General features: G+C 73.9%; 16 protein-coding genes, 1 rRNA gene and 4 pseudogenes. 10 read left to right on the forward strand and 11 right to left on the reverse strand.

What is annotated here, in order from left to right:
* Positions 1-20: 20 nt before the first annotated feature.
* The gene (locus ACZ6EM_RS29315; protein WP_465773629.1) at positions 21-773 is read left to right on the forward strand and encodes an FAD:protein FMN transferase; all 753 of its coding nucleotides are present in this window, start codon (positions 21-23) and stop codon (positions 771-773) included.
* Positions 774-939: 166 nt separating this feature from the next.
* Here the strand turns inward: ACZ6EM_RS29315 and ACZ6EM_RS29320 are convergent, their stop codons facing one another.
* Positions 940-1,965: a hypothetical protein gene (locus ACZ6EM_RS29320; RefSeq protein WP_401053864.1), complete on the reverse strand. Its 1,026-nt coding sequence runs from the start codon at positions 1,963-1,965 to the stop codon at positions 940-942.
* Positions 1,966-2,122: 157 nt separating this feature from the next.
* Between ACZ6EM_RS29320 and ACZ6EM_RS29325 the strand changes: the two genes are divergently transcribed.
* The gene (locus tag ACZ6EM_RS29325; protein ID WP_465773620.1) at positions 2,123-3,505 is read left to right on the forward strand and encodes a sensor histidine kinase; all 1,383 of its coding nucleotides are present in this window, start codon (positions 2,123-2,125) and stop codon (positions 3,503-3,505) included.
* Positions 3,493-4,149: a response regulator transcription factor gene (locus tag ACZ6EM_RS29330; RefSeq protein WP_380551303.1), complete on the forward strand. Its 657-nt coding sequence runs from the start codon at positions 3,493-3,495 to the stop codon at positions 4,147-4,149. Before ACZ6EM_RS29325 ends, ACZ6EM_RS29330 begins: the two co-directional genes overlap by 13 nt.
* A 93-nt stretch (positions 4,150-4,242) precedes the next feature.
* Here ACZ6EM_RS29330 and ACZ6EM_RS29335 read toward each other — a convergent pair.
* Positions 4,243-4,903: pseudogene (locus tag ACZ6EM_RS29335) on the reverse strand (C-terminal helicase domain-containing protein); the annotation flags it as partial.
* Between ACZ6EM_RS29335 and ACZ6EM_RS29340 the strand changes: the two are divergent.
* A complete protein-coding gene (locus ACZ6EM_RS29340; protein WP_465773621.1) occupies positions 4,904-5,179 on the forward strand; it encodes an HNH endonuclease in 276 nt (91 codons plus the stop codon).
* A gap of 93 nt (positions 5,180-5,272) precedes the next feature.
* Positions 5,273-5,368 (forward strand): annotated as a pseudogene (locus tag ACZ6EM_RS29345) (IS5/IS1182 family transposase); the annotation flags it as partial.
* Positions 5,369-5,375: 7 nt separating this feature from the next.
* Here the strand turns inward: ACZ6EM_RS29345 and ACZ6EM_RS29350 are convergent.
* The 8 genes and pseudogenes from ACZ6EM_RS29350 to ACZ6EM_RS29385 form a co-directional block, all read right to left on the reverse strand.
* Complete coding sequence (locus ACZ6EM_RS29350) at positions 5,376-5,507, reverse strand: hypothetical protein (RefSeq protein ID WP_401055114.1); 132 nt, start codon at positions 5,505-5,507, stop codon at positions 5,376-5,378.
* Positions 5,508-5,747: 240 nt separating this feature from the next.
* Positions 5,748-13,313 carry a LamG-like jellyroll fold domain-containing protein gene (locus tag ACZ6EM_RS29355; protein WP_465773622.1) on the reverse strand — a complete coding sequence of 2,522 codons (7,566 nt, stop codon included), beginning with the start codon at positions 13,311-13,313 and terminating at the stop codon, positions 5,748-5,750.
* A gap of 145 nt (positions 13,314-13,458) precedes the next feature.
* A pseudogene (locus tag ACZ6EM_RS29360) lies at positions 13,459-13,905 on the reverse strand (IS5 family transposase); the annotation flags it as partial.
* A 30-nt stretch (positions 13,906-13,935) separates the two neighbouring features.
* Positions 13,936-14,931, reverse strand: coding sequence for a hypothetical protein (locus ACZ6EM_RS29365; protein ID WP_401047448.1), 996 nt, complete (start codon positions 14,929-14,931; stop codon positions 13,936-13,938).
* Positions 14,928-15,842: an ABC transporter ATP-binding protein gene (locus ACZ6EM_RS29370; protein WP_401047445.1), complete on the reverse strand. Its 915-nt coding sequence runs from the start codon at positions 15,840-15,842 to the stop codon at positions 14,928-14,930. The genes ACZ6EM_RS29365 and ACZ6EM_RS29370 overlap by 4 nt, the downstream gene beginning before the upstream one ends.
* Positions 15,843-15,885: 43 nt before the next feature.
* The gene (locus tag ACZ6EM_RS29375; RefSeq protein WP_401047443.1) at positions 15,886-16,338 is read right to left on the reverse strand and encodes a GntR family transcriptional regulator; all 453 of its coding nucleotides are present in this window, start codon (positions 16,336-16,338) and stop codon (positions 15,886-15,888) included.
* A 98-nt stretch (positions 16,339-16,436) separates the two neighbouring features.
* The gene (locus ACZ6EM_RS29380) at positions 16,437-18,002 is read right to left on the reverse strand and encodes a DUF2079 domain-containing protein (RefSeq protein WP_465773623.1); all 1,566 of its coding nucleotides are present in this window, start codon (positions 18,000-18,002) and stop codon (positions 16,437-16,439) included.
* Positions 18,003-18,123: 121 nt separating this feature from the next.
* A pseudogene (locus ACZ6EM_RS29385) lies at positions 18,124-18,423 on the reverse strand (HD domain-containing protein); the annotation flags it as partial.
* Here ACZ6EM_RS29385 and ACZ6EM_RS29390 point away from each other — a divergent pair.
* The 5 genes from ACZ6EM_RS29390 (at position 18,404) to pcp (ending at position 24,161) form a co-directional block, all read left to right on the forward strand.
* Positions 18,404-19,720, forward strand: a complete 1,317-nt coding sequence (locus ACZ6EM_RS29390; RefSeq protein WP_465773624.1) for an alpha/beta fold hydrolase — start codon at positions 18,404-18,406, stop codon at positions 19,718-19,720. The pseudogene ACZ6EM_RS29385 and the gene ACZ6EM_RS29390 overlap by 20 nt on opposite strands.
* A 75-nt stretch (positions 19,721-19,795) precedes the next feature.
* Positions 19,796-20,647, forward strand: coding sequence for a MerR family transcriptional regulator (locus ACZ6EM_RS29395; RefSeq protein WP_465773625.1), 852 nt, complete (start codon positions 19,796-19,798; stop codon positions 20,645-20,647).
* A gap of 84 nt (positions 20,648-20,731) precedes the next feature.
* Positions 20,732-21,961: an MFS transporter gene (locus ACZ6EM_RS29400; protein ID WP_465773626.1), complete on the forward strand. Its 1,230-nt coding sequence runs from the start codon at positions 20,732-20,734 to the stop codon at positions 21,959-21,961.
* A gap of 168 nt (positions 21,962-22,129) precedes the next feature.
* Positions 22,130-23,323: an alpha-hydroxy-acid oxidizing protein gene (locus ACZ6EM_RS29405; RefSeq protein WP_465773627.1), complete on the forward strand. Its 1,194-nt coding sequence runs from the start codon at positions 22,130-22,132 to the stop codon at positions 23,321-23,323.
* 154 nt (positions 23,324-23,477) lie between these two features.
* A complete protein-coding gene (gene pcp / locus ACZ6EM_RS29410; protein WP_401047451.1) occupies positions 23,478-24,161 on the forward strand; it encodes a pyroglutamyl-peptidase I in 684 nt (227 codons plus the stop codon).
* Between the two features lie 94 nt (positions 24,162-24,255).
* Here the strand turns inward: pcp and rrf are convergent.
* Positions 24,256-24,322: ribosomal RNA gene (gene rrf, locus ACZ6EM_RS29415) — 5S ribosomal RNA — on the reverse strand; the annotation flags it as partial.

Consider the following 24,322-nt stretch of genomic DNA (forward strand, 5'->3'; position numbering starts at 1 on the left):
TGCGCCACGCCGAGCCCGTGATGGGCACCGTCTTCTCGGTCACCGTCCGCGACCCCGCCCCCGGGACCCCGGCCGTGCTGGAACGGATCGCGGAGCGGCTGCACCGGATCGACGCGGTGTTCTCGACGTACCGGCCGGACAGCGACATCAGCCGCCTCGACCGGGGCGAACTCGCCCTGGACGACTGCGATCCGGAGGTCCACACCGTGCTGGCCGCCTGCCGGGAGGTGGCCGCCGAGACCGACGGCTACTTCACCGAGCGACCGGGCGGCCGGCTCGACCCCAGCGGCTGGGTCAAGGGCTGGGCGGTCGAGCAGGCGGCCGACCTGCTGCGCTCCTCCGGCTCCCGGCAGTACTGCGTCAGCGGCGGCGGAGACGTGCAGAGCGCCGGCGGACCGTGGCGGATCGGCATCGCCGACCCCCGGCGACCGGGTCTGCTGGCCGCCGTCCTGGCCGGCCACGACCTGGCCGTGGCCACCTCCGGCACCGCCGAGCGCGGCGCGCACATCCTCGACCCGCACACCGGCCGCCCGGCCTGCGCCCTGGCCTCGCTCACCCTGGTCGGCGCCCCGGGCACCGGCATCGCCCGCACCGACGCCTGGGCCACCGCCGCCTTCGCCATGGGCCCGGACCGCGCCCTCGCCTGGGCCGCCCGCCGACCCGGCATCGAGGCCCTGGCCGTGCTGCCGGACGGCTCGAAGCGCTGGACCCCGGGCCTGCCCGGGCACCTCCCGGCGAGCGGGCCGGCGGACTGGCGCACCGCCGTCGGCTGACCGGGCCGGGCCCGGCACACGGGTTCCTCGTGGGCCGCGCTTCCCCGCGCGAAACGGCGCCCACTCCGCGCGGAACTGCGCCCACTCCGCGCGGAACTGCGCCCACTCCGCGCGGAACTGCGCCCACTCCGCGCGGAACGCCCGTCCCGGGGAGGCGAGTTCCGGCCTACGCCCGCTCCTGCTGCGCCGCCCGCCAGGCCTCCCAGGCCACCAGCGGCGCGAGGTACGACCAGCGCCGCGAACCGTCCGGGCAGGTGCCGCCCTCGATCAGCTCGGAGACCGTCCGGCGGGTGAACGGCACCCAGACGGCCATGTCGTGCTCGAAGGTGCTGTGGCAGGCCTCGCGACGGCGGTCGATCTCGGCCGCGTCCAGCCGGGACCGGACGGTGGCCACCAGCGTGTAGCAGGAGGCCGGCTCGCTCCAGCCCAGCCAGGTGATCACGGTCGGCCCGACGTCGTCCGGCAGCAGCCCCAGCTCCTCCTCCAGCGCCCGCCGGACCAGCCCGTAGAAGTCCTCGGCGGCGCCCGGCTCGTCGCGGTACTTCATCGTCTCGTTGATCCCGACCGTCCACTGCGCCGGGAAGGTGTGGACCGCCAGCGAGCGTCGGAGCAGCAGCAGCCGGCCCAGCCGGTCCCGCACCGCGACGCAGGCGCTGACCATCGTGGGCGGCGCGACGGCCACGAAGCTCGTCAGGCCCTGGTCCAGCGCCTCGCGCAGCAGCCGGGCCGCCTCCGGGTCCTCCCGGCCCATCCCGGTGGTGGCCATGCACTCCGCGTAGTCGCTCTCCGCGATGTCCACCTCGCAGACCCGCGCACCACCGTGCTCGCCGTGATCGACCGTCAGCCGCGAGATGTACGCGGTGCGGCCCGCCGCACCGGCCGCCCTCCGGCGCGCCACCTCCTCGGCCCACCCGGCCGCGTCCAGCACGTGCGGGCGCTCGACCCGCCCGCGGTGCGCCGTCACCAGCGTGCTCGGCGCCAGCGGCCGGGTCGCCGACCAGGTGATCAGCGGCGCCAGCCCGTCCGCCCGCACGTCGTGCGCCCGGGCCGCCGCCGTCAGGCTCGCCCGCCGGACCCGCGGCACCGGCACCCGCGAACCGAGCCGTGAGCCGCCGAACTTGGCGAAGTCGTACACCAGATTGGTCACCACCCCGAGCAGCAGGGCCCCACCGATCCCCAGCAGCCACTCCACCCCGGTTCCCCCACTTCCGCGATCGACCCGCCCCATTGTGGAGGTGTCCGGCACGGCGGCGGAAGAGCCGCGCCCCGTGACGGCCTCCGGGCCGGTTCCGGGGCCGGTGTTAGGGTGATCGAACAGTCGGCTCGGACGCTCGGAGGACTGAACCATCGTGCGGGCGCCCAGGATTGCCGCGTCCACGGTCCGGTCGGCCGTCCGGTCGCCCGTCCGCTCCGCCATCCGTTCGGCCACCCGCCGGACGACCCGCGCGGATCTGCGCTCCGCCGCCCGGTCCGCGGTGCGCCGCTCCCCCGCCGCCGCCGGCCACCTCCTGCTCTGCCTCGGCACCGGGGCGGTCGCGCTGGTCGGGCTCTGCCTGCTGCTCGTCGTCCTCGCCCTCTGCCCGGTCGGCCCGGGCCTGCCGCTCCTGCCGCCGGCCCTGCGACTGCTGCGCCGGTTCGCCGAGTTCCACCGCCGGCGGGCCGGCCGGTGGCTGGGCGGCGACCGGCCGCGCACCCCGTACCGCGACCGGGTGTCCCTGCGCGACCCGGCCGTCCGCAAGGACCTGGTGTGGCTGCTCGCCCACGCCACCGCCGGGACGGCCCTGTCGGCCGCCGCCCTCACCCTGTGCAGCCACGCCGTCAACTGGCTGACGGCGCCGGTGTGGTGGCGGCTCCTGCCGGACGAGCGCGGGAGCATCATCCTGCTGACCGTCGACTCCTGGCCGGTGGCCGTCGCGGCGGCGGTCGGCGGGGTCGGCTACGCGGTGGTCGCCCTGGCCGTGCTGGCGCCCGCCGCCGACCTGCACGCCCGGGCCTCCCGCCGGCTGCTGGTCGCCCGGCCCCGCCCGTCGCTGGCCCGGCGCGTCCAGGAACTGACCACCACCCGGTCCGAGGCGCTGGACGCCCATGCCGCCGAACTGCGCCGGATCGAACGGGACCTGCACGACGGCGCCCAGGCCAACCTGGTGGCCGTCTCGCTCCGGCTCGGCATGATCCGCCGCGCGCTGGACCAACGTCCCGAGCAGGCGGCCGCGTTGGTGGACTCCACCCAACTCGTCGCCGAGCAGGCCCTGGAGTCGCTGCGCGCCCTGGTGCGCGGCATCCACCCGCCGCTGCTCGCCGACCGCGGTCTCGCCGAGGCCGTACGGTCACTCGCCGCCCGCTGCGCCGTGCCCACCCGGGTCGAGCCGGACACCGGGGACGGCCGGGGCGAGCCGGACACCGGGGACGGCCGGGGCATCCCCTCCCCGGCCGACCCGCCACCGCGCGCACCGGCCGCCGCCGAGGCCGCGGCCTACTTCGTGGTCTCCGAGGCGCTCGCCAACGTCGCCCGGCACAGCGGAGCCCGCAGCGCCCTGGTCCGGCTGCGGATCACCGCGGTCGCCATCGCCGTCCGGGTCGAGGACGACGGCCGGGGCGGCGCCGTCGAGGGCGCCGGAAGCGGCCTGCCCGGCCTGCGCCGCAGGGTCGCCGCCTTCGACGGCACCACCCGCCTGTCCAGCCCGCCCGGGGGCCCGACCATCCTGGAAGTGGAGATCCCGTGCGGATCCTGATCGCCGAGGACAACGCCCTGCTCCGCGAAGGCCTCGTCCTGCTGCTGCACAGCGAGGGACACGAGGTGTGCGCGACCGTCGAGCACGGCGACGACCTGCTGCCCGCCCTGCTCGACCACCGCCCCGACGTCGCCGTGGTCGACGTCCGGCTGCCGCCGGACTTCCGCGACGAGGGACTGCGCGCCGCCGTCGAGGCCCGCCGCCGACTGCCCGCACTGCCCGTCCTGATCCTCTCCCAGTACGTCGAACGCGCCTACGCCGCCGAGCTGCTCGCCCAGAGCGCCACCGGCGTCGGCTACCTGCTCAAGGACCGGGTCGGCCGCGCCGAGGAGTTCCTCCAGGCGCTGCGGCGGGTCGCCGAGGGCGGCACCGCGATGGACCCGGAGGTCATCTCCCAGCTGATGGCCCACCGCACCGGCCCCGACCCGCTGGCCGCCCTCACCGCGCGCGAACGGGAGGTGCTCGCCCTGATGGCCGAGGGCCACAACAACCCGACCATCGCCCGGCTCCTCTTCCTCGCCGAGAGTTCGGTGAACAAGCACATCGGCAGCATCTTCGGCAAGCTCGGCATGCCCACCCCCGACACCGGACACCGCCGGGTGCGCGCCGTCCTCACCTACCTGCGCGCACTCGCGGACGACTGACCGCCCGCCGTCCCGCGCCCCGTTCGTCGCTCATCGCTCGTCGTTCGTCGTTCGTCGTTCGTCGCTCGTCGCTCGTCGCTCGTCGCTCGTCGCTCATCGGTCGGAGACCGCCAGCCGCAACTGCTCCTCCTCGACGATCAGCGCCGCCAGCGACTGCTCCGACACGTCCACCGCCTCCGGGGTCGACGCTGTCCACGGCCAGCAGCCGGTGCACCCGTACCCGGCGGACCTGCCCCATCCGGTGCGCCCGGGCCACCGCCTGCTCCTCCAGGGTCGGTTTGACCTGCGGCTCGCAGAGGATCACCACCGAGGCGGCCTGGATGTTGAGCCCCACGCCCCCGGCCTGGATCTGGCAGAGCAGCACCGCGTGCCCGGGCGCGGCGGCGAACCCGTCCACCACGTCCTGCCGCCGCACCGAGTCCAGCGAGCCGTCGACCGGCCCGAACGCCCGCTGCTCCAGGGCCGCCTGCACAGCCGCCAGGACGTCCCGGAAGAACGAGAAGACCACCACCTTCAGCCCGCTGTCCGCCGCCTCGCGGACGATCTCCAGCAGCCGGCGCAGCTTCGCCGACTGCGCCGGGTCCGCGTACCCGGCCCGGCGCATCGCCGGGAAGCTGCCCGCCGCGACGGCCGAGCGGTAGGCGGCGAGGTCGGCGGGCGAGAACTCCTCCCACTCGTCCACGTGCACCACCTCGGGCAGTTCGGTCAGCACGTCCCGCTGGTTGCGGCGCAGGTACGCCGGGGCGACCGCCTTATGGACAAGATCAGTCTGGTCCTGGCGGCACGTCAGAAGGGTTCCTGCCCGCTCTGCGGTCAGGCCCTCATCGCTGGGGCGGAATACGAACCGGACAGTCCGCGCGAGTGGATTGAGTGGTTCGACGCCATGAAGAAGAGGCTGCACAAGCACCACTTCACCTACCGGCGAAACGGCGGATCTGATGAGAGCAAGAACCTTCGCCTCGTCCACTCCGAGTGCCATCGCCAGCACCACGCGAGCGATGGCAGACGGGATCAACAGCAGAGCCTGTGAAGCCATTGGGCTTGCTTGAGCCGCGGTGCCTGGAAACAGGCATGCCCGGTTCTGAGGGGGCCGGGCCACGGCAACGTGGCCCGGCTACCCGACAACTTCCGCGCGGTGGCCACGCGGTACGACAAGCGCGGCTACGTCTTCCTTGGCACCGTCACCACGGCAGCAGTTGTCAGCTGGCTGCGAGCTTGATGCCTTCTCACAACGCGAAGGGGCGGTACTCCAGGGCCCGATCGACCACGTCAGCGGCTGTCGGCTCCGGCCGCTCCATCCGCTGGAGGCACAGCTCCGCGAGGGCCGTCGGCCAGTCGCCGGTCAGCGGCGGGCGCATCCGCGACTCCGCGGCGAGGGCCTCGATATGGGCCGCCGCCTCCTCGACGGCCTCCTCGGTCGACCAGTCGGAGATCGGGTCGCGCTCCGGCCGTCAGGGTGCCAGCCACGGACTGGGCGGGCCGCCGAGGACCTCTGCGGCGAGCTCCTCGGCGATCAGCGGGGACATCGACCAAGTCCCGCCGGTGGGGCGGCGTGCGGGACGGGTCGCCCCGCCCGCCGCCCCATCGGACGGGGTGGGTCAGGCGTCCACGCCGTAGTACTGCGCGAGGAAGCCGGTCACGTCGGCCGCGTGCGGGAGCAGCTCCGGCAGTTGGGCGGCGAGGGCGGTGCGGGTGGCCTCGGCGAGTTCGGGCAGGCCGGTGGCGGCGCCCTTCACGTACGGGTCGAGGCGGCGGATGAGCTCGTAGTTGCTCTCCACGTCGAGCCGGCGCATGGCCTTCTCCAGGGGCGGCGCGCCGGCCGGCGGGACGGCGGGCAGCACCCGGCTGACGAAGGTGACGCGGTGCAGCACCCGCCAGCACGGGGGCTTGCGGTCGGACTGGCGGGCCTGGCGCAGGGCCGCCGCGTTGGGGTCGTTGCCGTTGGCGAGCCAGGTGGGGTCGACGACCTTGTGGAAGAAGGTGTCGAAGTGCTCGCTGTCCTCGCCGAGGTAGAAGCTGAGGAAGCGGTAGGCGTCGACCTTGCCGGGCACGTTGACGGGTTGGCCGTCCTGGTCGAAGACGGGCTTGCGCGCCTGGTCGTAGCGCTGGAGGTTGCGGGCGGGGTTGACCTCCACGTTCAGTCCGAAGGAGCGGGTGGCCTCCTTGCCGCGGGCGCGGGTGGCGGTCATCCCGCCGCCGACGGAGGCGTCCAGCTGGGCGCCGATGCCGATGCCGGCGATCTGGAAGGACGTGCCGATCGAGGTGCCGACCGAGCCGGACAGCGAGTAGGAGCCGGAGGTCGTCTCGCTGACCACGTCAGTGGTCTCGGTGGTCTCGGCGAAGAACCCGCCGGCGGCGGTCCACACGTAGGTGTTGACCAGGTCCCGGCGGGAGAAGCCCTGACCGGTGGCGCTGTCGGTGGTCCCCCGCTCCTTGGCCGGGGCGGCGTCGGTGCCGATCGCGCCGCCGAGCACCCGCCCGGCCCGTTGGGCGGTGGGGTCGGGGGCGTGGGTCTCGGTGGAGACGGTGTCGTAGTAGCTGTGCAGGCGCTGCTGGTCGCGCTGGATGCGGCGCTTGATCGCGTAGGCCTCGCGGGGCTTGAAGTAGCTGTACTCGCCACGCTCGCGGGTGCCCTGGTAGTCGGGGTCGGCGACCTTGCCGCGCTCGTCGAATCCGACGGTGCCGTCCAGGGTGCCCTGCTTGGTGTAGCGGGGGTTGATCGGGAACGGGATGACGTTCCAGTCCTTGGGGATGTCGGGGTTGGGCTGGATGCGGTAGGCGACCAGGGCCCCGCTGTGGGCCAGCCGCAGGGCGAAGACGTCGGCGGTCTGGGACTGCACGACGGCGAAGCCGGTGTTGGCCGGGACGTAGCGGCGGCCGGTGGCGGGGTTGAGCAGGCGGCCCGGGTCCTCCCAGTGGCCGGTGAGGGAGACCTTGGTGGTGCGGGCGGTGTTCTCGCCCTGGGAGACGGAGGTCTCCTCCGCCCAGCTGTTGGAGAACTCCAGGTTGCCGCGCACGCTGGCGGAGACGCCGCCCTTGGCGATGGACTTGGCGATGCCGAAGCCGAGCGGGGCGGTGATCATCCAGACGTCGACGTCCACCTCGTTGGACAGGGCGAAGCCGAAGGCGGCGTCGACGCTGCGCTCCTTGGCGGAGGACAGCGAGCGCACCACCTGCTCGGCCTCGGTGAGCTGGACGGAGGAGGCGCCCTCGAAGGTGTCGCTGCCGGGGTCGGTGAGCCCGGCGGTCAGGTTCTCCGAGGGGACCGGCGGGGCGCCTTCCACATAGCCGATGAGCTGCGGGTCGAACTGGATCTGGCTGACCCATTCGCTGACCAGCTCGCCGACCTTGTAGCCGGTGACGAGGTGCCAGCGCCCGTCGCGCAGGTAGCTGTAGGCGCGCTTGAGGACGCCGAACGCCTCGCCGCGGGCGCCGTACTGCATGTCGGCGTACTCGGCCACGGCCGGGGCGGCGGAGACCGTCTCGTGGAAGGGGGTGCGCATCCCGGCCAGCGCCGAGCGGACCTGCGCGGTGTCGGTGGAGACCGGCGCGCTGGACAGGACGGTGCGCGGGCGGGTGGCCTCGGCGCCCAGGCGCAGGTGGTTGCCGCGCAGGCCGTCGTCGCGGACCTGGGCGACGTCCGGCTCGGTGGAGTCCCGGTCGAACGGCCAGTAGGCGACCAGGTCCTCCTTCTCGCCCTTGAGCCGGGTGAACAGGTTGTCGAGCAGCTGCTCGTGGGTGCGGGCGGTGCGCCAGATCCGCACCTCCTCCAGCACGCCGTTCAGCGACTCCGCGGCCTTGCCGCCCTTGATCACCGCGCCCAGGGTCAGCTGGGCGTCGCCGGCGTCGGCGAAGGCCGCGCTGTCGGGGGCGCCGGGGGTGCCCGCCGGGTCGCAGGCCACGGCGACGCCGTTGCGGTAGAGCCGGAAGACGCTGCCGCGCGGGTCGGGGTTGCGGACCCAGCGGGCGCCGCGCAGCCGGGCGGGGTGCGAGCCGGTGGCGTCGGCCGCCGTGCCGCCCGCGTTCTCCTCGAACCGCCAGTGCGCGGTCAGACCCCGGTCGCGGGCGGTGACGGCGGTGCCGAGCCGGGCGGCGTCCCGGGCGGAGCCCCAGATCCGCACCTCGGCGAGCACGCCGGTCAGCCGCTGCACGACGGAGCCGTCGCGGGCCCGGCCCAGTTCCAGCGGCGCGTCGTTGCCGCGCGGGCCGGGGCCCTCGTAGCGGGCCGTGCCGATCTCCCGGCCGTCCAGGTGGAAGCGGATGTCCTGCCATTCGCGGACCGAGACCGACTCGACCAGCTCCACGCTCTGGGTGACCGGCTTGCCGTCGGCCCCGGCCGCGGTGATCTGACGGGTGCCCTTCTGCTCCTGCATCGAGCGACCGCTCTTGCGGACCACCGCGATCCGGTGGAACGTCCCGGCCTTGACGCCCTCGGTGGAGGTGAAGCGCACGGCCCGGCCGTCGGGCTCCTCGAAGGCGAACTCCAGCCGGCCGTCCGGCAGCACCGCCAGCCGGTACGGCACGCTGCCGCCCGCGCCGTCGGCGGTGCGGCCCTTGGAGAGCAGGCCCTGGGTCTCGCCGAGCCGGTCGAGGCGGGCGAAGACCTCCAGCGTCAGGTCGTCGGCGATGTCGAGGGCGTCGTCGTCGGCGACCTCCAGGTAGGCCTCGCCGTCCAACCGGACGGCCCAGGACTGCTGGTAGGCGGCGGCGAAGTGGCTCCACTCGCTCAGCGGGAAGGTCTCCCGGCTGACCACCCGGCGGTCGCCGACGGTGGCGACCGCCCGGTAGCGGCCGCCCTCGATCGGCGACAGCGCGGACACCGGGCCCGGCTTGCCGCGCAGTTCGGCGTGCCGCTTGTTGGCGGAGCGGTCGGTCAGCACGGGCTGCGCACCGGCGGCCGGGGCGGAGTAGACCCAGTAGCCGAGCAGTCCGGCCTCGCCGCCGGTGAGCCGGCGCTTCATCGTGGCGCGCACGTCGTCGCCGCCGCGCGCGCTGGACCAGAGCCGGACCTCGTCGATCTGGGCGGAGGCGAACCCGGCGGGCAGGAAGGGCACCTGCGCCAGGGAGAACCTGCCCTGGCCCCGGTAGGGGGCGCTCGCGGTGCGGCGGGCGATCTCCTGCCCGTCCCGGTAGATCACCTGCTGGCTGGTGCCGCGCTCGAAGACGCAGGCCCAGTGGTGCCACTGGGTGTCGCCGAAACGCTGGGTGGTGTCCAGGTCGTCGCCGTAGAAGGCGAAGGTGAACTTGCCGTTCGAGCGGAAGCCGATGTGCAGGCTCTCACCGGCACGGCCCTGGTCGCCACTGTGCCCGAGGACGAAGTGGTCGCGCTCGTCGACGGCGGTGCGGCGGGCCCAGAACTCGACGGTGAAGTCGCCGTCCCCGAAGCCGAACGCACCGGGCACCACGGCGGCCGCGCTCACCCCGTCGTAGGCCAGCGCCGAGGCGGCGGGGCCGCCGAGCAGCCCCAGGCCGTACGGGCTGTCGCCGGCGTTGGCGTGCACCAGCCGCACCGGGCCCTCGACCCGCTCGGGGTTGACCCAGGCCTCCACGGTGAGGTCGCCGGGGGTGGCGGCCCGCGGCAACTGCTCGGCGGGCAGCGCCAGGAAGCGCCCCTGCCCGTCGAAGGCGTAGGCGCGGCCGGGCATGTCGGCGCGCCAGCGGCCGCCGTGGCCGCGCAGCAGGCCGTCCGCGGTGCCGGACGGGATCTCGGCGAGGCCGCCGGGGTCGACGGTGACCAGCCGGGAACCGGCCGAGAGCGCCACACCGGGCTCGGAGGCGGTGGCCCAGCGCTGGTCGTAGCGCACCCGCTGCACGCTCATGCCCGGCTTCAGCACCGTCGGGTCCGCTCCCGCGCCCAGCTTCAGCGACTTGCTGCCGGCGGGGTGGTCGCCCTCGAAGCGGAAGCCGTGGCCGCCGACGGTGACGAAACCGGGGCCGGCGAGCCGGGCGAGGGTGCCCTCGGTGAACTCCACCACGCCGCCGTCGATCCGCAGCACGGTGCCGATCGGCACCGGCTGCTCGGCCGCACCGTTGACCACGGCGGCGAAGTCCTCGGCCCGGCCTGGCAGGTGGGACCACTGCTCGCTCTGCCCGTCCCGGCGGATGGTCAGCTTGACCTGGGCCGGGTTGTCCCCGGCCTCGACGGTGATCTCCACCGCCGCCAGGTCGGTGGCGGCGTCACGGGCGGTGAAGACGGCCGCCTTGCCGCCGGATGTCAGCCGCCGGGAGGAGCGCAGCACCTGGGTGTCGTAGTAGCCGGCGAAGAACTGGCCGTTGGCGCCCCGGAAGTAGAGCACCAGGCTGCCGGTGGCGCTGTCCAGCAGGAACGGCCGGTCGGCGCCCCGGGCGAAGGCGAGCAGCGCGCCGGAGCTGCCCAGCCCGGTGCGGTCCACCGAGAGCTGGGGCACGGGCAGCGCGATGTCGTCCGAGCCGCGCACCCCGCCGGTGAGCCGGCCCAGCTCCTCGCGCTTGGCGGCCAGCAGGGCCTGCCGGGCCGGCAGGTCGCGGCGGTAGCGGGCGAGCGCGTCCTGCTTGGTGGAGAGCGTCAGCAGCTGGTTGTCGATGTCCAGGATCTGCTGGTTCCGCTGGGCGGCGCTCGCGCCCGGCTTGCCGGAGGCGCCGTCCTTCTCCAGGACGACGATGCCCTCACCGGAGGCGTTGACCGTCCCGTAGTCGAACTGCACGATGCGGTCGCCCTGGCTGTCCCGGGCGCAGACCACCTTGCCGCTGCGGCGGACCACCAAGCCGTAGCCGTTCCAGCTGTCCAGCGCGAAGTGGGTGGCGTCGTTGTCGGCCTCGCGGCGGTACTGGATCAGCGGGGTGTCATTGTCGGTCTTCCCGCCGGAGAGGTTCATGTCCAGGCCGGAGCCGACGTTGCGCAGGAAATAGCAGGCGATGCCGTTGAGGCTGGTGCCGGTGGGCTCGAAGGTCCACAGCGCGGTGGCGGCCGCCCGGTTGGCGGTGCGCACCAGCGGGGCCGCCGCGTCCTTGCGGTCGCCCTCCACCGCGAGGTACTGGTCCCGGCCGTCCTTGGGCAGCTTGAACCGCAGCCGGTAGCGCCAGGCGGTGACGTCGTCCTCCTGGCCGGCCCGCAGTTCGGCGCGCCGGCGCGCCAGCTCCGGGATTCCGGCGGTCTCCTGCTGGAGGCGGGCGATCTCCGCCTCGGAGTCGGTCACGTCCCGGGCCAGCCGGGCCACCTCGGCGTCCAGTGCGCCGACCGCGTCCACGGTGCCGCTGGACTCGGGGGCGGCGAGCACCGGCAGGGCCAGCCGGTCCGGGACCTCGGCCAGCCGGCCGTCCCCTCCGACGCCCAGGTCGAGGGTCGCGACGTAGGCGTCGTCGGTGGCCTTGCCGCTCACCGGGTCGGGCCCGCCGGTGGCGCAGGCGAGCAGCACCCGGGCCTGGCGCTTGACGGGCTTGGCCGCGCCGTCGTACCCGGCCGGTGCGGCCTCCTGCTGGTGGTGCAGGACGGCCGAGAGGCCGGAGACGACCTTGCGCCCGGTGAACGCGAAACTGTCGCGGCGCACCCCCGGGTTGTCGCCGATCGGCGCCTCGGAGGTGATCCAGGCCGGCCCGCCGCGCAGGACGGCGTTGCGGGCGTTGTCCGTCTGGTCGTACAGCGTGTCGCCGGAGCCCTCGTCGAAGCGGTAGTAGACGGCCAGCCCGGGCTCGTTGCCGACCAGACGGCGACCGCCGTCGGCGGCGATCTCCTCGCCGCTGCGGGGGCGGCTCCAGATCCGGACCTCGTCCAGTTCGGCGCGGCCGAACGAACCGAGGGCGCGCCCCAGGGTCAGCGGGCCGAGTCCGCCGTACGGCATGTCGGTGGTGCGGCGGCCGAGTTCGACACCGTCGCGGTAGACGATCTGCTCACGGGTGGCGCGGACGAAGACACAGGCCCAGTGGTGCCAGTCGGTGTCGGTGGTGCGCTGGCCGATGTTCAGGTCGTCGGCGTAGAAGGCGAAGGCGAAGGTGTCGTCCGAGCGGAAGCCGATGTGCAGGCTGCGCAGCCGGGCGCCGGCCGCCGCGCCGTGCCCGATCAGGAAGTCCTCCCGGCCGCCGGTCGCGGTGCGCCGGGCCCAGAACTCCACCGTGAAGTCCTGATCGGCGAGTTGGAGGGCGTTGGCGGGCAGCTCGGCCACGTCGTCGACACCGTCGAAGCGCAGCGCCGTCTCGGCGTGGCCGCTCTCGCTCACCGCCGGGACCAGCGGTCGGCCGGTGAACGGGCAGGTGCCGGGGGCGGCTTCGTAGACGGCCTCGCGGTAGCGCTCGTCGGGACTGGTCCAGGCCTGCGAGCCCTGGGTGTTGAACAGGCCGTCGCGGCTGCGCTCGACGCTGAAGCCGTCGATCCGGGCGGTGGCGTCGTTGTGCGCGAAGATCTGCCAGCGCTCCCGGCCGTGCACGGCGGTGGGCACCAGCAGGGCGGTGAACCGGCCGCGGGAGAGGTTGCGGACGAAATCCAGCTCCTGGGTCGGCTCGATGAACGCCCGGCCCTCCATGTCCCGGGTGCCGAGGCTGTCCTTCGCGGAGTCCGGGCGGCCCTTGTGCCGGCTGCGCCGGTAGCGGACCTCCAGCACCGGCTTCAACTCACCGCCGACCAGCACGAACCGGTCGCAGAGCAGGGTGGCGTCGACCACCGCGACCTTGCCCGCGCCGCCCCGGCTGAGGTAGTCGGTGCGCGCCGCGTCGCCCGAGGAGCCGGTGCCGTCGGCGAGCCGGAAGACCGCGTCCGCGTCGTCGGCCCGGACCGACTGCCGCAGCACGTACACATGGGTGCCGTCGGAGACCACCTGGAAGGGGGCGGCCGCGCCGAGCCGGGCCGTACTGGACAGGAACGGGTCCAACTCGTCCTCGCCGAGCCGTTCCGCCGGATCCGCCTCGACCCGCCCGCCGCGCTTCACCGCGGGCATCCGCACCGCGCCGGCCACCGCGTAACCCACCCGGGCCAGCTCGGCCGGGAAGCGCAGCGGCAGCGGGTTCTCCGACCAGTACGCCGCGTCCGCCTCCCCGCGCGCCTCGTCGTGCTGCGACAGGTCCAGGACCGTGTAGACGATGCGCCGCTGGTCGTCCATCGCGAACGCGACCGTGCTGCCCTGGTGCCGCACGGTCGTGGTGTGCACGTAGGCGCGGTCGCTGTAGACCTTCACCAGGTGCTGAATCTCCGTCAAACCTGCCACCTCGTAGGCGGGTGCCTGCCGGAAACCGACGAGCACGATCGACACGAAACGTGTCCACGCTTTCACTTGACGTAATCAGCGGACAAGGTGCTTCCCAGCCAGCGCGAGGCCGAAACTCGCCCACCCACGGACACCGGCCGTTCTGCGGGCCACGACGCCTCGGCTCGCGGCGGACGGTCACCCCTCGACCCCCGTCGCGGTGGCAGCAGTTCCCGGTCCGGGCGCCTGCGGCGTGCTGATGCGCGCGCACGATGGTGGAGTCCACCGAGACGTCCCAGTCGATCTCGCCCGCCGCGTCGGCCGCAGCCCGGACCTGCTGCAGTAACCGCTCCCAGGTGCCGTCCGACGACCGCAACCGATGGCGCTCATAGACCGTCTTCCACGGACCGAACCGCTCCGGCAGGTCACGCCACTGCACCCCGGTCCGCACCCGGTGCACAATCCCGTCGATCACCTGCCGATGATCACGCCACCGCCCGTACCTGCCGTTGCTCACCGGCAAGAACGGCCGCAGCCGTTCCCACTCGGCATCCGACAGATCACCACGTTCTCCCCGCCCCACCCGGAACAACGAGCAGATCAAGCGACAGTCACATGATCCGCCGGACGGCTCCTAGGCGCGGATGCGGCGGAAGACGGTGAGCAGCAGGAGCAGGGTGAGCGCCAGGAGGATGCCGGCCTCGACGAGTTGGATGGGGACGAGGTGGTCGGCCGGGTGGAAGCGGGCCCAGGAGGCGATGGCCTCGTCGCAGCCGGGGGCGCGGGCGGAGAAGAGGCAGGAGTCGGTGCTGGCGTGGGTGCCGTCGGGCAGGACGATGCCACGGCCGAGGAGCCAGGCGTTGGTGGGTTGGGGGGTGCCCACGGCGGCGATCTGTTCCACGGCCGGGTAGAAGTGGGGGCGGGCCCAGAGGACGAGGCCGTGGGCGGCGGCGACGAGGGCGCCGGTGAGGAACATCGCGGGCAGGGTGCGGCGGACGAGTTGGCCGACCAGGACGCCGAGGGTCAGGGCGAACAGGGACCAGGCGATCGGGGCGAGGCCGAGGACCGGGTAGGTGAAGAACTGGAACGGCGGGTCGAAGGCGGCCGGGCCGTGCACGATGTCCGTCCACCACACCCAGGTCATCAGGGAGGCGAGCACGCCGGCGGCGGCCAGGACGGCGAGGCCGGGAACGGCGAGGCGGACGGCCAGCCAGCGGACCGGGCTGACGGACTGGGCCCGGATCAGGCGGATGGTGCCGCGCTCGTACTCCTGGGCCAGCAGCGGGGCGCCGACGAACATGCCGGTCAGCAGCGGGACCGCGGTGACGGCGGGCTGGAGGACCTGGAGGTACCAGAAGTTCGGGCGGTCGATCGGCTCCAGGCGGTTCCAGCACTCGCGCCGGTCCCAGGTCTCGGGGTAGTAGCAGTCGGTCCGGTGCAGCTCGCTCACGATCCGGCTGCTGGCGACGTGGATCCACAGGAGGTCGGCCACCGCCAGGACCAGCAGGATGCCCAGGGTCCAGAGGAGGAGCCGGTTCTGGCGCAGCACCAGCCAGAGGATTCCGCGCAGGGCGGGCTTGGTGGAGGCCGTGGGAGCGGTGGTGCGGTCGGGCAGGACGGTCGTGCTCATGCGGCCACCTCGTTCGGTTCCTTGCGGTCGGCCGGTTCGGCGGGTCCGCGGAGGTAGCCGAGCAGCAGGTCCTCCAGGCTCGGACGCTCGCTCTCCCACTCGCCGTCCACCGGCTCGTCGGTGCGGACCAGGGCGATGGCCCGACGGCCGCTGACGCGCTGCTCGACCACCGACTCGGCGTCCAGGGAGGACTCCTGGGCGGCCGGGCCGGTGAGCAGCCGGTGCCCGTCGAGGATCTCCTCCAGGTCGCCGGCCAGCCGGACGCGTCCGCGCTGGACGAGGAGCAGGTGGTCGATGACGCCGTCCAGCTCGGGGAGGATGTGCGAGGACAGCACGATGCTGGTGCCGCGCTCGGCGGCGGACGACATCAGGGCGCCCATCAGCTGGTGCCGGGCGAGCGGGTCGAGGTCGGCCATCGGCTCGTCGAGCAGCAGCAGATCGGGGAGCTTGCCGAGGGCGAGGGCGAGGCAGACCCGGGTGCGCTGGCCGCCGGAGAGCGAGCCGATCCGCGCGTTGGGGTTCAACTCGCCCTGGTCGACGATCTGTTGGGCCCCGTCCTCGTCCCATACCGGGTTGAGCTCGCGGCCCATCCGCAGCGTCTCGGCGACGGTGAGGCCCGGGTAGAGCGGCTTGTCCTGCGGCACGTAGGCGATCCGGGCGCGCAGCCCGGGATCACCGGCGGTGGCGCCCAGCACCCGCAGTCCGCCCTCGGTGGGCGCGAGTTGGCCGGCGGCGAGGGAGAGCAGGGTGCTCTTGCCCGCGCCGTTGGGGCCCACCACTCCGCAGATCCGCCCGGCCGGGACGGTGAGGTCGCAGCCCCGCAGGGCCCAGCCGCCTCGGTACCTCCTGCCGAGGCCTTCGGCCTCCAGGGCCGGCGCCGACGCGGGCGCCGTGGTCGTCGGGTCGTCCACCCGGTCCCCCCACTGTTCTCTGTTCGGTGTTGCCGAGGGGTCCTCAGACCCCGGTGTCGGAGCCGGAGGCCTTGTTGTCGGAGCCGGAGGCCCCGGCGTCGGAGCCGGAGACCCCGGTGTCGAGGCGCTGCTCCAGGACGGAGGCCATCAGCGCGGCGATGTCCTCGCGCTCCAGGCCGGCCCCCCGGGCCCGGTCCACCCACCCGACCAGGTCCGCGCGCAGCGGCCCGTCCGCGGCCGCCTCCGGCCGGGCGAGCGAGCGCCGGACGAAGGTGCCGAGACCCGGGCGGGGTTCGACCAGCCCTTCGCGTTCGAGTTCGCGATAGGCCTTCAGCACGGTGTTCGGGTTGATCGCGGTCAGTTCGACCACCTCACGGGCGGTCGGCAGTTTGTCTCCGGGCTGGAGCAGTCCGAGTCGCAGGGCCTGCTTGGTCTGCTGCACGATCTGCTGGTACGTGGAGACGCCGCTGCGCCGCTCAATGCGGTACTCGATCACCGGCGTTTCGGCCTTTCACTAGTTCAATAGCGGAATAGTGGCCCACGGCGGCACGCGGGTCAAGCCGGACCCCCGGAGGGTGTCCTGGCGGAGGTCCTTCAGGGACGTTGCAGCAGGAGCAGGCCGTCCTGCTCGACCAGCGGACGGTAGCCGCGTTCCCGGTAGAGGGTCAGCATCCGGGCGGTGTCGGCGGTGGCGCACGGGGCCTGCACGCTCGGGTCGCGCAGGTCGACGGCCACCCACTGCGGTCCGGGGCCCACCGGCGCCCGGCAGACCAGGGTGACCTCGGCCCGGTCGGTGAGCTGCGCCGCCAGCCGGTTGGAGGCGGCCACGGCGGCGCCGTCGGGTATCCGGTGGAGCATCGCCCGGGTCTCGGTGAGCCGGGGCGAGGTGCGCCAGGCCTCGGGCATCACCACCTCGTGCAGCGGGTAGAGCGGCAGCGTCACGGCGGTCACCAGGGCGCTGACGGCGAGCGCGCGGCGGACGCGGCGGGTGTCGCAACGCCGCAGGACGTCGACCAGGGCCGCCAGCGCGATCGGCATCAGCACCGCACTGTAGTGGTAACTGACGCCCCAGTAGTGCGGGTTGGCCGAGAGCAGCCGCCAGGCGAGGGTGGGCACGCAGAGCAGGAGGAGCGGCGAACGCACACCGGCGAAGCCGGCGGTGGCGGCGAGCAGGAACAGCAGCAGCCACTTGACCGGCGGCCAACCGAGCCGCAGCGGCAGCGCCCGGAGCGAGGCCTGCCCGCCCTGCCCGCCGCCGTCCAGTTGCTGCCAGTAGTCGAAGCCCCCGTTCGGGTTGAAGGCCGGCAGCACGACGAGCACGGTGAGCACGGTCGCGGCGAGGCCGACGACGGCGAGGGCGAGCCCGGGCAGCGGGCTGCGGCGCCGCTCCCGCCGGGCCTGCCAGGCGATCAGGACGCCGACGGCGGCCACCGTCAGCCCCAGGTCCTCCTTGACCAGCAGCAGCGGCAGCGACCAGAGCGCGGCGGCGAGCGGGCGGCGCCGGCCGAGTGCGGTGGCGGCGAAGGCGAGCAGCGGGACGGCGAAGGCGATCTCGTGGAAGTCGTCGGCCACCGCCCGGACGATCCCCCAGGACGCCCCGGTGGCGCAGCCGACGACCAGCGCCGCCCTCGCCCCGGCCACCTCGTGGGCCCAGCGGGTCAGCGGGACGACGGCCAGCGCCATCAGCAGCGCCTGGGCGGCGACGAGGGTGAGCGGGCTCGGGAAGGCCCGGTAGGCGGGGGCGAGGACGGCGATCAGCGGGTGGAAGTGGTCCCCGAGCAGGTGGTAGCCGGGCCCCTTGAGCGGCACGATCGGCGCCTGCCCGTGGGCGTACGCCCGGACGGCCTGCTCGAAGATGCCCAGGTCGTAGGCCTTGGTGAGGCCGCGCCGGTGCCGGTTGACGGCGACGCAGATGTAGAGCGCGGCGAACCCGGCCGCCAGGCCCCAGGCGAGCGCGGCGGGGCGGCGGGTGAGCAGGGCCAGCAGGGTCGTGAACCGGGCGGAGGGCGCGGAGGGCGCGGCCGAGGTGGTCGCGGCCGAGGTGGTCGGGGCCGAGGTGGTCGCGGCCGAAGGGGAGGAAGGGGTGGAAGCAGCGGAGGGAACGGGGGACGCGGAGGCTGCGGACAGCAGGGCTCGCGGCGGGGAGACGGAAGCGGGCATCGGCAAAGTACCCTTTCACTATTTGATTAGTGGAAGGGTGGTGGAAGCCGGACCCGCCGTCAAACCCGGCCAGCCGACGCCGACCGGGCCTTCGGGCTGCCCTCCGAACCCCCGATCCGGCTCACTCCGCCCACTCGGAGCCCCTGACCACCTCCACGAAGTCGCCGCGCTCGAAGCCCGGCACGAAGTGGGCGAGCACATCCGCCTTGACGTTGCCGAAGGTCGTTTCCGGGCGACCTTCGACACCCTCGGTGAACGCGGCCAGGATGCGGTTCTTGAAGTCGGGCCGCGGATGCGCCGCGACCACAGCGGCCCGCTGCCCGGCGGAGATCGCGTGGTAGCCGACCCCCAGCACGTCCAGCTCCACGCCCCGGGTGACCAGGGCGATATCCGGCGCCGCGATGGCCGCCACCACCGCCGTCAGCACCCGCCACCTGACCCGGCTCTTCCAGGCCGAGCTGCACACCACGCCGGCCCGCTGGGTCGAGCGGGTCCGCCTCGACCGCGCCCGACAGCTGCTCCTCGACGGCCACAGCATCACCGCCGCCGCCCGGCTCAGCGGCCTGGGCAGCGACGAGACCCTGCGCCGCGCCTTCGCCCGCCGGCTGGGCACCACGCCCACCGAGTACCGCAACCGCTTCACCACGACCAGCGGCCCAACTGAGCACCCGAGCACCTGCCCACCCGAGCACCTGCCCACCCGAGCACCCGAGCACCCGAGCACCCGAGCACCCGAGCACCCGACAGACTCCCCGCGACGAACGCTTGACCTTGACGCTACGTCAGGGTTGGAGGCTTGCCGCATGACGAACGAGAGCACTTCCACCGCCCCGCTCCACCCCCCGGTCGGCGGTTTCCAGGAGGTCGACGGCCGCCGCCTCTACCTGCACCGCCAGGGAACGGGCGGCCCCGCCGTCGTCCTCCTGCCCGGCGCCAGCGCCATCGGCCTGGACTACTTCGGTGTCCAGCAGGGGGTCGCGCAGTTCACGACCGCCGTGGTGTACGACCGCGGCGGCACCGGCTTCAGCGACGAGGCCGCGCTGCCCCGCACCGCCGCCGAGGTCGCGGCCGAACTGCGCGAACTGCTGTGCGCCCAGGGCGTTCCCGGCCCGTACGTCCTGGTCGCGCACTCGCTCGGCGGCGCGTACGCCCACGGGTTCGCCCAGCAGTACCCGCAGGACGTGGCCGGACTGGTCTGGCTGGACGCCTTCCACCGGGACTGGGACGACTACATGCCCGCCGAGGCGAGCCTGGCCGCCACCCAACAACTGTCGCCCACCGAGGAGCAGCTGCGGCAGGCGCTCCCCGCCATCCGGCAGCTGTGCGAGGACCTGCTCGTGGACTACCCGGCGGACGTCCGCGACGCGGTGACCGAGTACCACGTGAGCGAGCGCTGGATCCACGCCGGCATCGCCGAACGCGCCTCGATGCCCGAGCTGGCCGTCGAACTGCGGGCCGGGGCGGACCTCCCCGACGTCCCGCTGATCGCGCTCACCCCGCTGGGCGTCGACCCCGGCCAGCAGGCGCTGATGTCGGAGGAGCTCCTCCAGGCGATGCACGACGGCAAGACGCGGCTGTACGCGGACATGGTGGCCAGGGTCTCCAACGGCGAGCAGCGCCTCCTCGCCGACACCGGCCACAGCCAGTTCGTCTTCGAGCGGACCGATGTCGTGGTCCAGGCGATCCGCGATGTCGTGGACCGGGCGGGCCGCGCCTAGACTTCGGCCACGGCCACGGCCACGGCCACAGCCACAGCCACAGCCACAAATCCTCAACGGAACCGGAGCCGGACGGTGCTGACGATCGGTCAACTCGCCGCGACCGCGGGCGTGACCGTGCGCACCGTCCGCCACTACCACCAGGTCGGGCTGCTGCCCGAGCCCGAGCGCGACCGCTCCGGCTACCGCCGGTACAGCGCCCAGGCCGCGGTGGACCTCATCCGGATCAGGACGCTCGCCGACGCCGGGGTGCCGCTGGCCCGGATCGACGCGCTGCTGCACGCGCAGCCGGAGGAGTTCGCCGCCGCCATCACCGACCTCGACGCCGAACTGCGGCACCGGATCGACCAACTCGCCGAGCACCGCCGCCGGATCGCCGACCTGGCGAGCGGCGAGCGGCTCGCACTGCCGCCCGAGGTGGTCGCCATCCTGGACCGGATGCGCGCGCTCGGGGTCAGCGAGCGGTCGGTGCTGCTCGAACGGGACACCTGGATCCTGCACCAGGCCCTGGACCCGGAGGCCATGCGCCGGGGCATCCGGGAGAAGAACGCCAGCTTCGACGACGCCGAGACGATGCGGCTGTTCCTGCTCTGCGACCAGTCGCTCGACTGGGAACCGGACGACCCCCGTGTAGACCGGCTGATCGACGACCTGGACGCCTGGGAGGCCGCCCACGGACGGGACAGCAGCCGGCCCGGCAAGCAGGCGGTGATCTTCTCCCGGCTCGCCGAGGCCTCGCCGACCTGGCAGCGCATCCTCGGCGTGCTCGCCCACCGCGCCAAGCAGCGCCGCCTCGCCGAAGAGCGCCGCCTCGCCGAAGGCCACAGTCCTGCCGAAGGCCACCATCTCGCCGAGGAAGGACGGGCCGCCGAAGAACCCCCCGCCGCCGAGGAAGGCCGGGCCGCGGACCCGGCACGGAAGCGTTGACGTCGGATTCACGCCAGCCCAACCCCCGTTCGTACTGCTGGACTTCGGGTCACGAACCCACCACCCAGCGACGGGACCTCCGGCATGCCGACCGGCACCACTCTCCCTCCAGCCCCGACCACCCCGGGCGCGACCGCCCCGGGCCCGCGCCCCCGGGACGGCGGCACCCTCGCCGTCCTCGCCGTGACGACCGGCGTGTTCTCCATCGTCACCACCGAGATCCTCCCGATCGGCCTGCTGACCCCGATCGGCGCCACCTTCCGGATCTCCGACGGCACGGCCGGGCTGATGATGACCCTGCCGGGCATCGTCGCCGCGGTGGCCGCGCCCCTGGTGACCGTCATGACCCGGCGCGCGGACCGGCGGACCATGCTCTGCGCGCTGCTGCTGGTGCTGACCCTGGCGGACCTGCTCAACGCCTTCGCCCCCGCCTACTGGGCGGTACTGGCCGCCCGGATCGTCCTCGGCCTGGTCATCGGGGCGTTCTGGTCGATCGGTTCCGGGCTCGCCCCGCGCCTCGTCCCGGAGGACCGGCGGGCCCGGGCCAACACGGTGATCTTCTCCGCCGTCCCGCTCGGCTCGGTGCTCGGCGTCCCGGCGGGGGTGTTCCTCGCCTCCCTGGCCGGCTGGCGGACGGCCTTCCTCGCGATGGCCGCGCTGACCCTGCTCGCCCTGGCCGCCCTCCTGCGGTCGCTGCCACCGCTGCCCCCGCTCACCGTCACCGGGCTGGGAGTGCTGCGCGGTCTGCTGGCCGGCCGGGGCACCCGGACCGGCGTCCTGGTGACCTTCCTGATCGTGCCGGCCCACTTCGGCAGCTACACCTACGTCACCCCGTTCCTCGCCGGCACCACCCACGCCGGCCCCGGCCTGATCACCGCCCTGCTACTCCTCTACGGCGCCGCCGGACTGCTCGGCAACGTCCTGGCCGGGGGCCGGGCGGCCGGGGCACTGCGTCCGGTGTTCGGCACGGCGGCCGTCCTGCTCGCCGCCGCGGCGCTGCTGCTGCCGCTGCTGGGCACCGGTGGTCCGGGCGCCGCCGTCCTGCTGGCGCTCTGGGGCACGGCCTACGGGGCCGTCCCGGTCTGCGCGCTCAGCTGGTTCCTCGCCGCGGCCCCGCACGCCCCGGAGGGTGCCGGCGTGGTCTTCACCTCGGCGTTCCAGGCCGCCTTCTCGATCGGCGCGCTGGCCGGCGGCCTGGCGGTGGACCACTCCTCGCCCGGCACGGTCATGCTGCTCGGCGGGACGGTCGCCCTGCTCGCCGCGGCCGCCGTGTGGCGGTACGGCCACCGGGTCCGTCCCGAACCGACGCCGTGAGACGGCCGACGCGGTGACACACACCCCCGGCCGGGCCCTGGCCGTCCGCTCCGTCCGCGGTGAGAATGCCGGGGTGCCGTCAGCCCGTCCGTCCGTACGACGGAGCCGCGGACGGCACCGCCGGCCGGGACGGTCCCGGGCGGCCGAGGGCGAGAGGACGGCCGACGGATGGACAGCCAGCGGATGGATCCGGCGTTCCAGGGGCGGTTCGGCGACTACCAGAACGAGATCTATCTGCGCGGGCTCGGCGGCGTGCTGCCGACGATGCCGATGGCCTTCGCCGACCTGGAGGCGCGGGCGAGCACGGCGCTGGCGCCCTCCGTGCTCTCCTACGTGGCGGGCGGGGCGGGCGACGAGTCCACCCAGCGGGCGAACGTCGCCGCCTTCGGCCGGTGGGGCCTGGTGCCGCGGATGATGGTCGGCGCGCGCACACGGGACCTCTCGGTGGACCTGTTCGGGATGCGGCTGCCGACCCCGCTGTTCATGGCTCCGATCGGGGTGATCGGCCTGTGCGCCCAGGACGGTCACGGGGACCTGGCCACCGCCCGGGCCGCCGCCCGGACCGGTGTGCCGATGGTCGCCTCCACGCTGACGGTCGACCCGCTGGAGCGGGTGGCCGCCGAGTTCGGCGACACTCCCGGCTTCTTCCAGCTCTACACCCCCACCGACCGGGCGCTCGCCGAGAGCCTGGTGCACCGGGCGCAGGCCGCCGGCTACCGGGGCATCGTCGTCACCCTGGACACCTGGGTCACCGGCTGGCGCCCGCGTGACCTGGCGACCGCCAACTTCCCCCAGCTGCGCGGCCACTGCCTGGCCAACTACACCTCCGACCCGGTGTTCCGCGCCCGCCTCGCCAAGGCCCCGGAGGAGGACCCGCAGGCGACCGTCCTGGAGTGGGCCGGCGTCTTCGGTAACCCGCTGACCTGGGACGACCTGCCCTGGCTGCGCTCGCTCACCGACCTGCCGATCCTCCTCAAGGGCATCTGCCACCCCGAGGACGTCCGCCGCGCCAGGGACGGCGGCGTCGACGGCATCTACTGCTCCAACCACGGCGGCCGCCAGGCCAACGGCGGACTCGCCGCCCTCGACGCCCTCCCCGGCGTCGTCGAAGCCGCCGAGGGCCTGCCCGTCCTCTTCGACTCAGGCGTCCGCTCGGGCACCGACGTCGTCAAGGCCCTCGCCCTCGGCGCCACCGCCGTCGGCGTCGGCCGCCCGTACGCCTACGGCCTGGCCCTGGAGGGCACCGACGGCATCGTCCACGTACTGCGCTCCCTGCTCGCCGAGGCCGACCTCCTGATGGCCGTCGACGGCTACCCCACCCTCGCCTCCCTCCGCGCGGACGGCGCACTGCGCCACACATGACGAGAATTCAGGTCACGAGAAGTCAGGTCACGACGAGGAATCAGGTCATCGTGTCCGCCGGAAAGCGGCGGGGCTTGCCGGGACATTCGGGACGGCCCTACGCTCGAACGGCACAAATCGGGTCCGTACGTTCCCGCACGCTCGGAGGTCCGCCATCATCCGCGTCCTGCTGACCGCCTTCGAACCGTTCGGCCGCGATCCCCTGAACTCGTCCCTGGAGGCGGGCCGACTGGTCGCCGCCGGTCCGCCGGCCGGGGTGGCCCTGGAGTTCGCCGGGCTGCCCTGGGCGTTCGGCGACTCGATCGCCGAACTGCGCCGGGCGGTGGCCCGGTTCGAGCCGGACCTGGTCATCGCCACCGGCCAGGGCGGCAACCGGCCGGACCTCACGGTCGAGCGGGTGGCGATCAACCTCGACGACGCCGTCCGGACAGCCGACCGGAAGGGCAACCAGCCGCTCGACCAGCCGGTCGTACCGGACGGCCCGGCCGCGTACTTCTCCTCCCTGCCGGTGAAGGCCTGCGTGGAGGCGGTCCAGCAGGCCGGGATCCCGGCCACCGTCTCGCACACCGCCGGCACCCACCTCTGCAACCACGTCTTCTACGGGCTGGCGCACCTGATCGCCACCGAACGCCCGGAGCTGCGCGGCGGGTTCGCGCGCCTTCCGTACCTGCCGAGCCAGGCCTCCGGCCGGGAGCAGAGCGCCTCGATGTCGGCCGAGACGGCCGCCGAGGGGGTCCGCATCCTGATCCGCAGCGCCGTGGCCACCCTCCACCTGCCGCCCGTCGGCACAGTGGCGGCACCGCGCCGAAGAAGCTGGCTGTCCCGCCGGAGCAACTGATTCCCCGGAAACTGAGTTCCGGAGACTTCCGGAGACTTCCGGAAACGCGAAGAACCCCCATCCGGGTCCCGGATGGGGGTTCTTCTGAAGAATTGTTCGGCGGCGTCCTACTCTCCCACAGGGTCCCCCCTGCAGTACCATCGGCGCTGTAAGGCTTAGCT

This window comes from Kitasatospora sp. NPDC041917 (assembly GCF_055589745.1).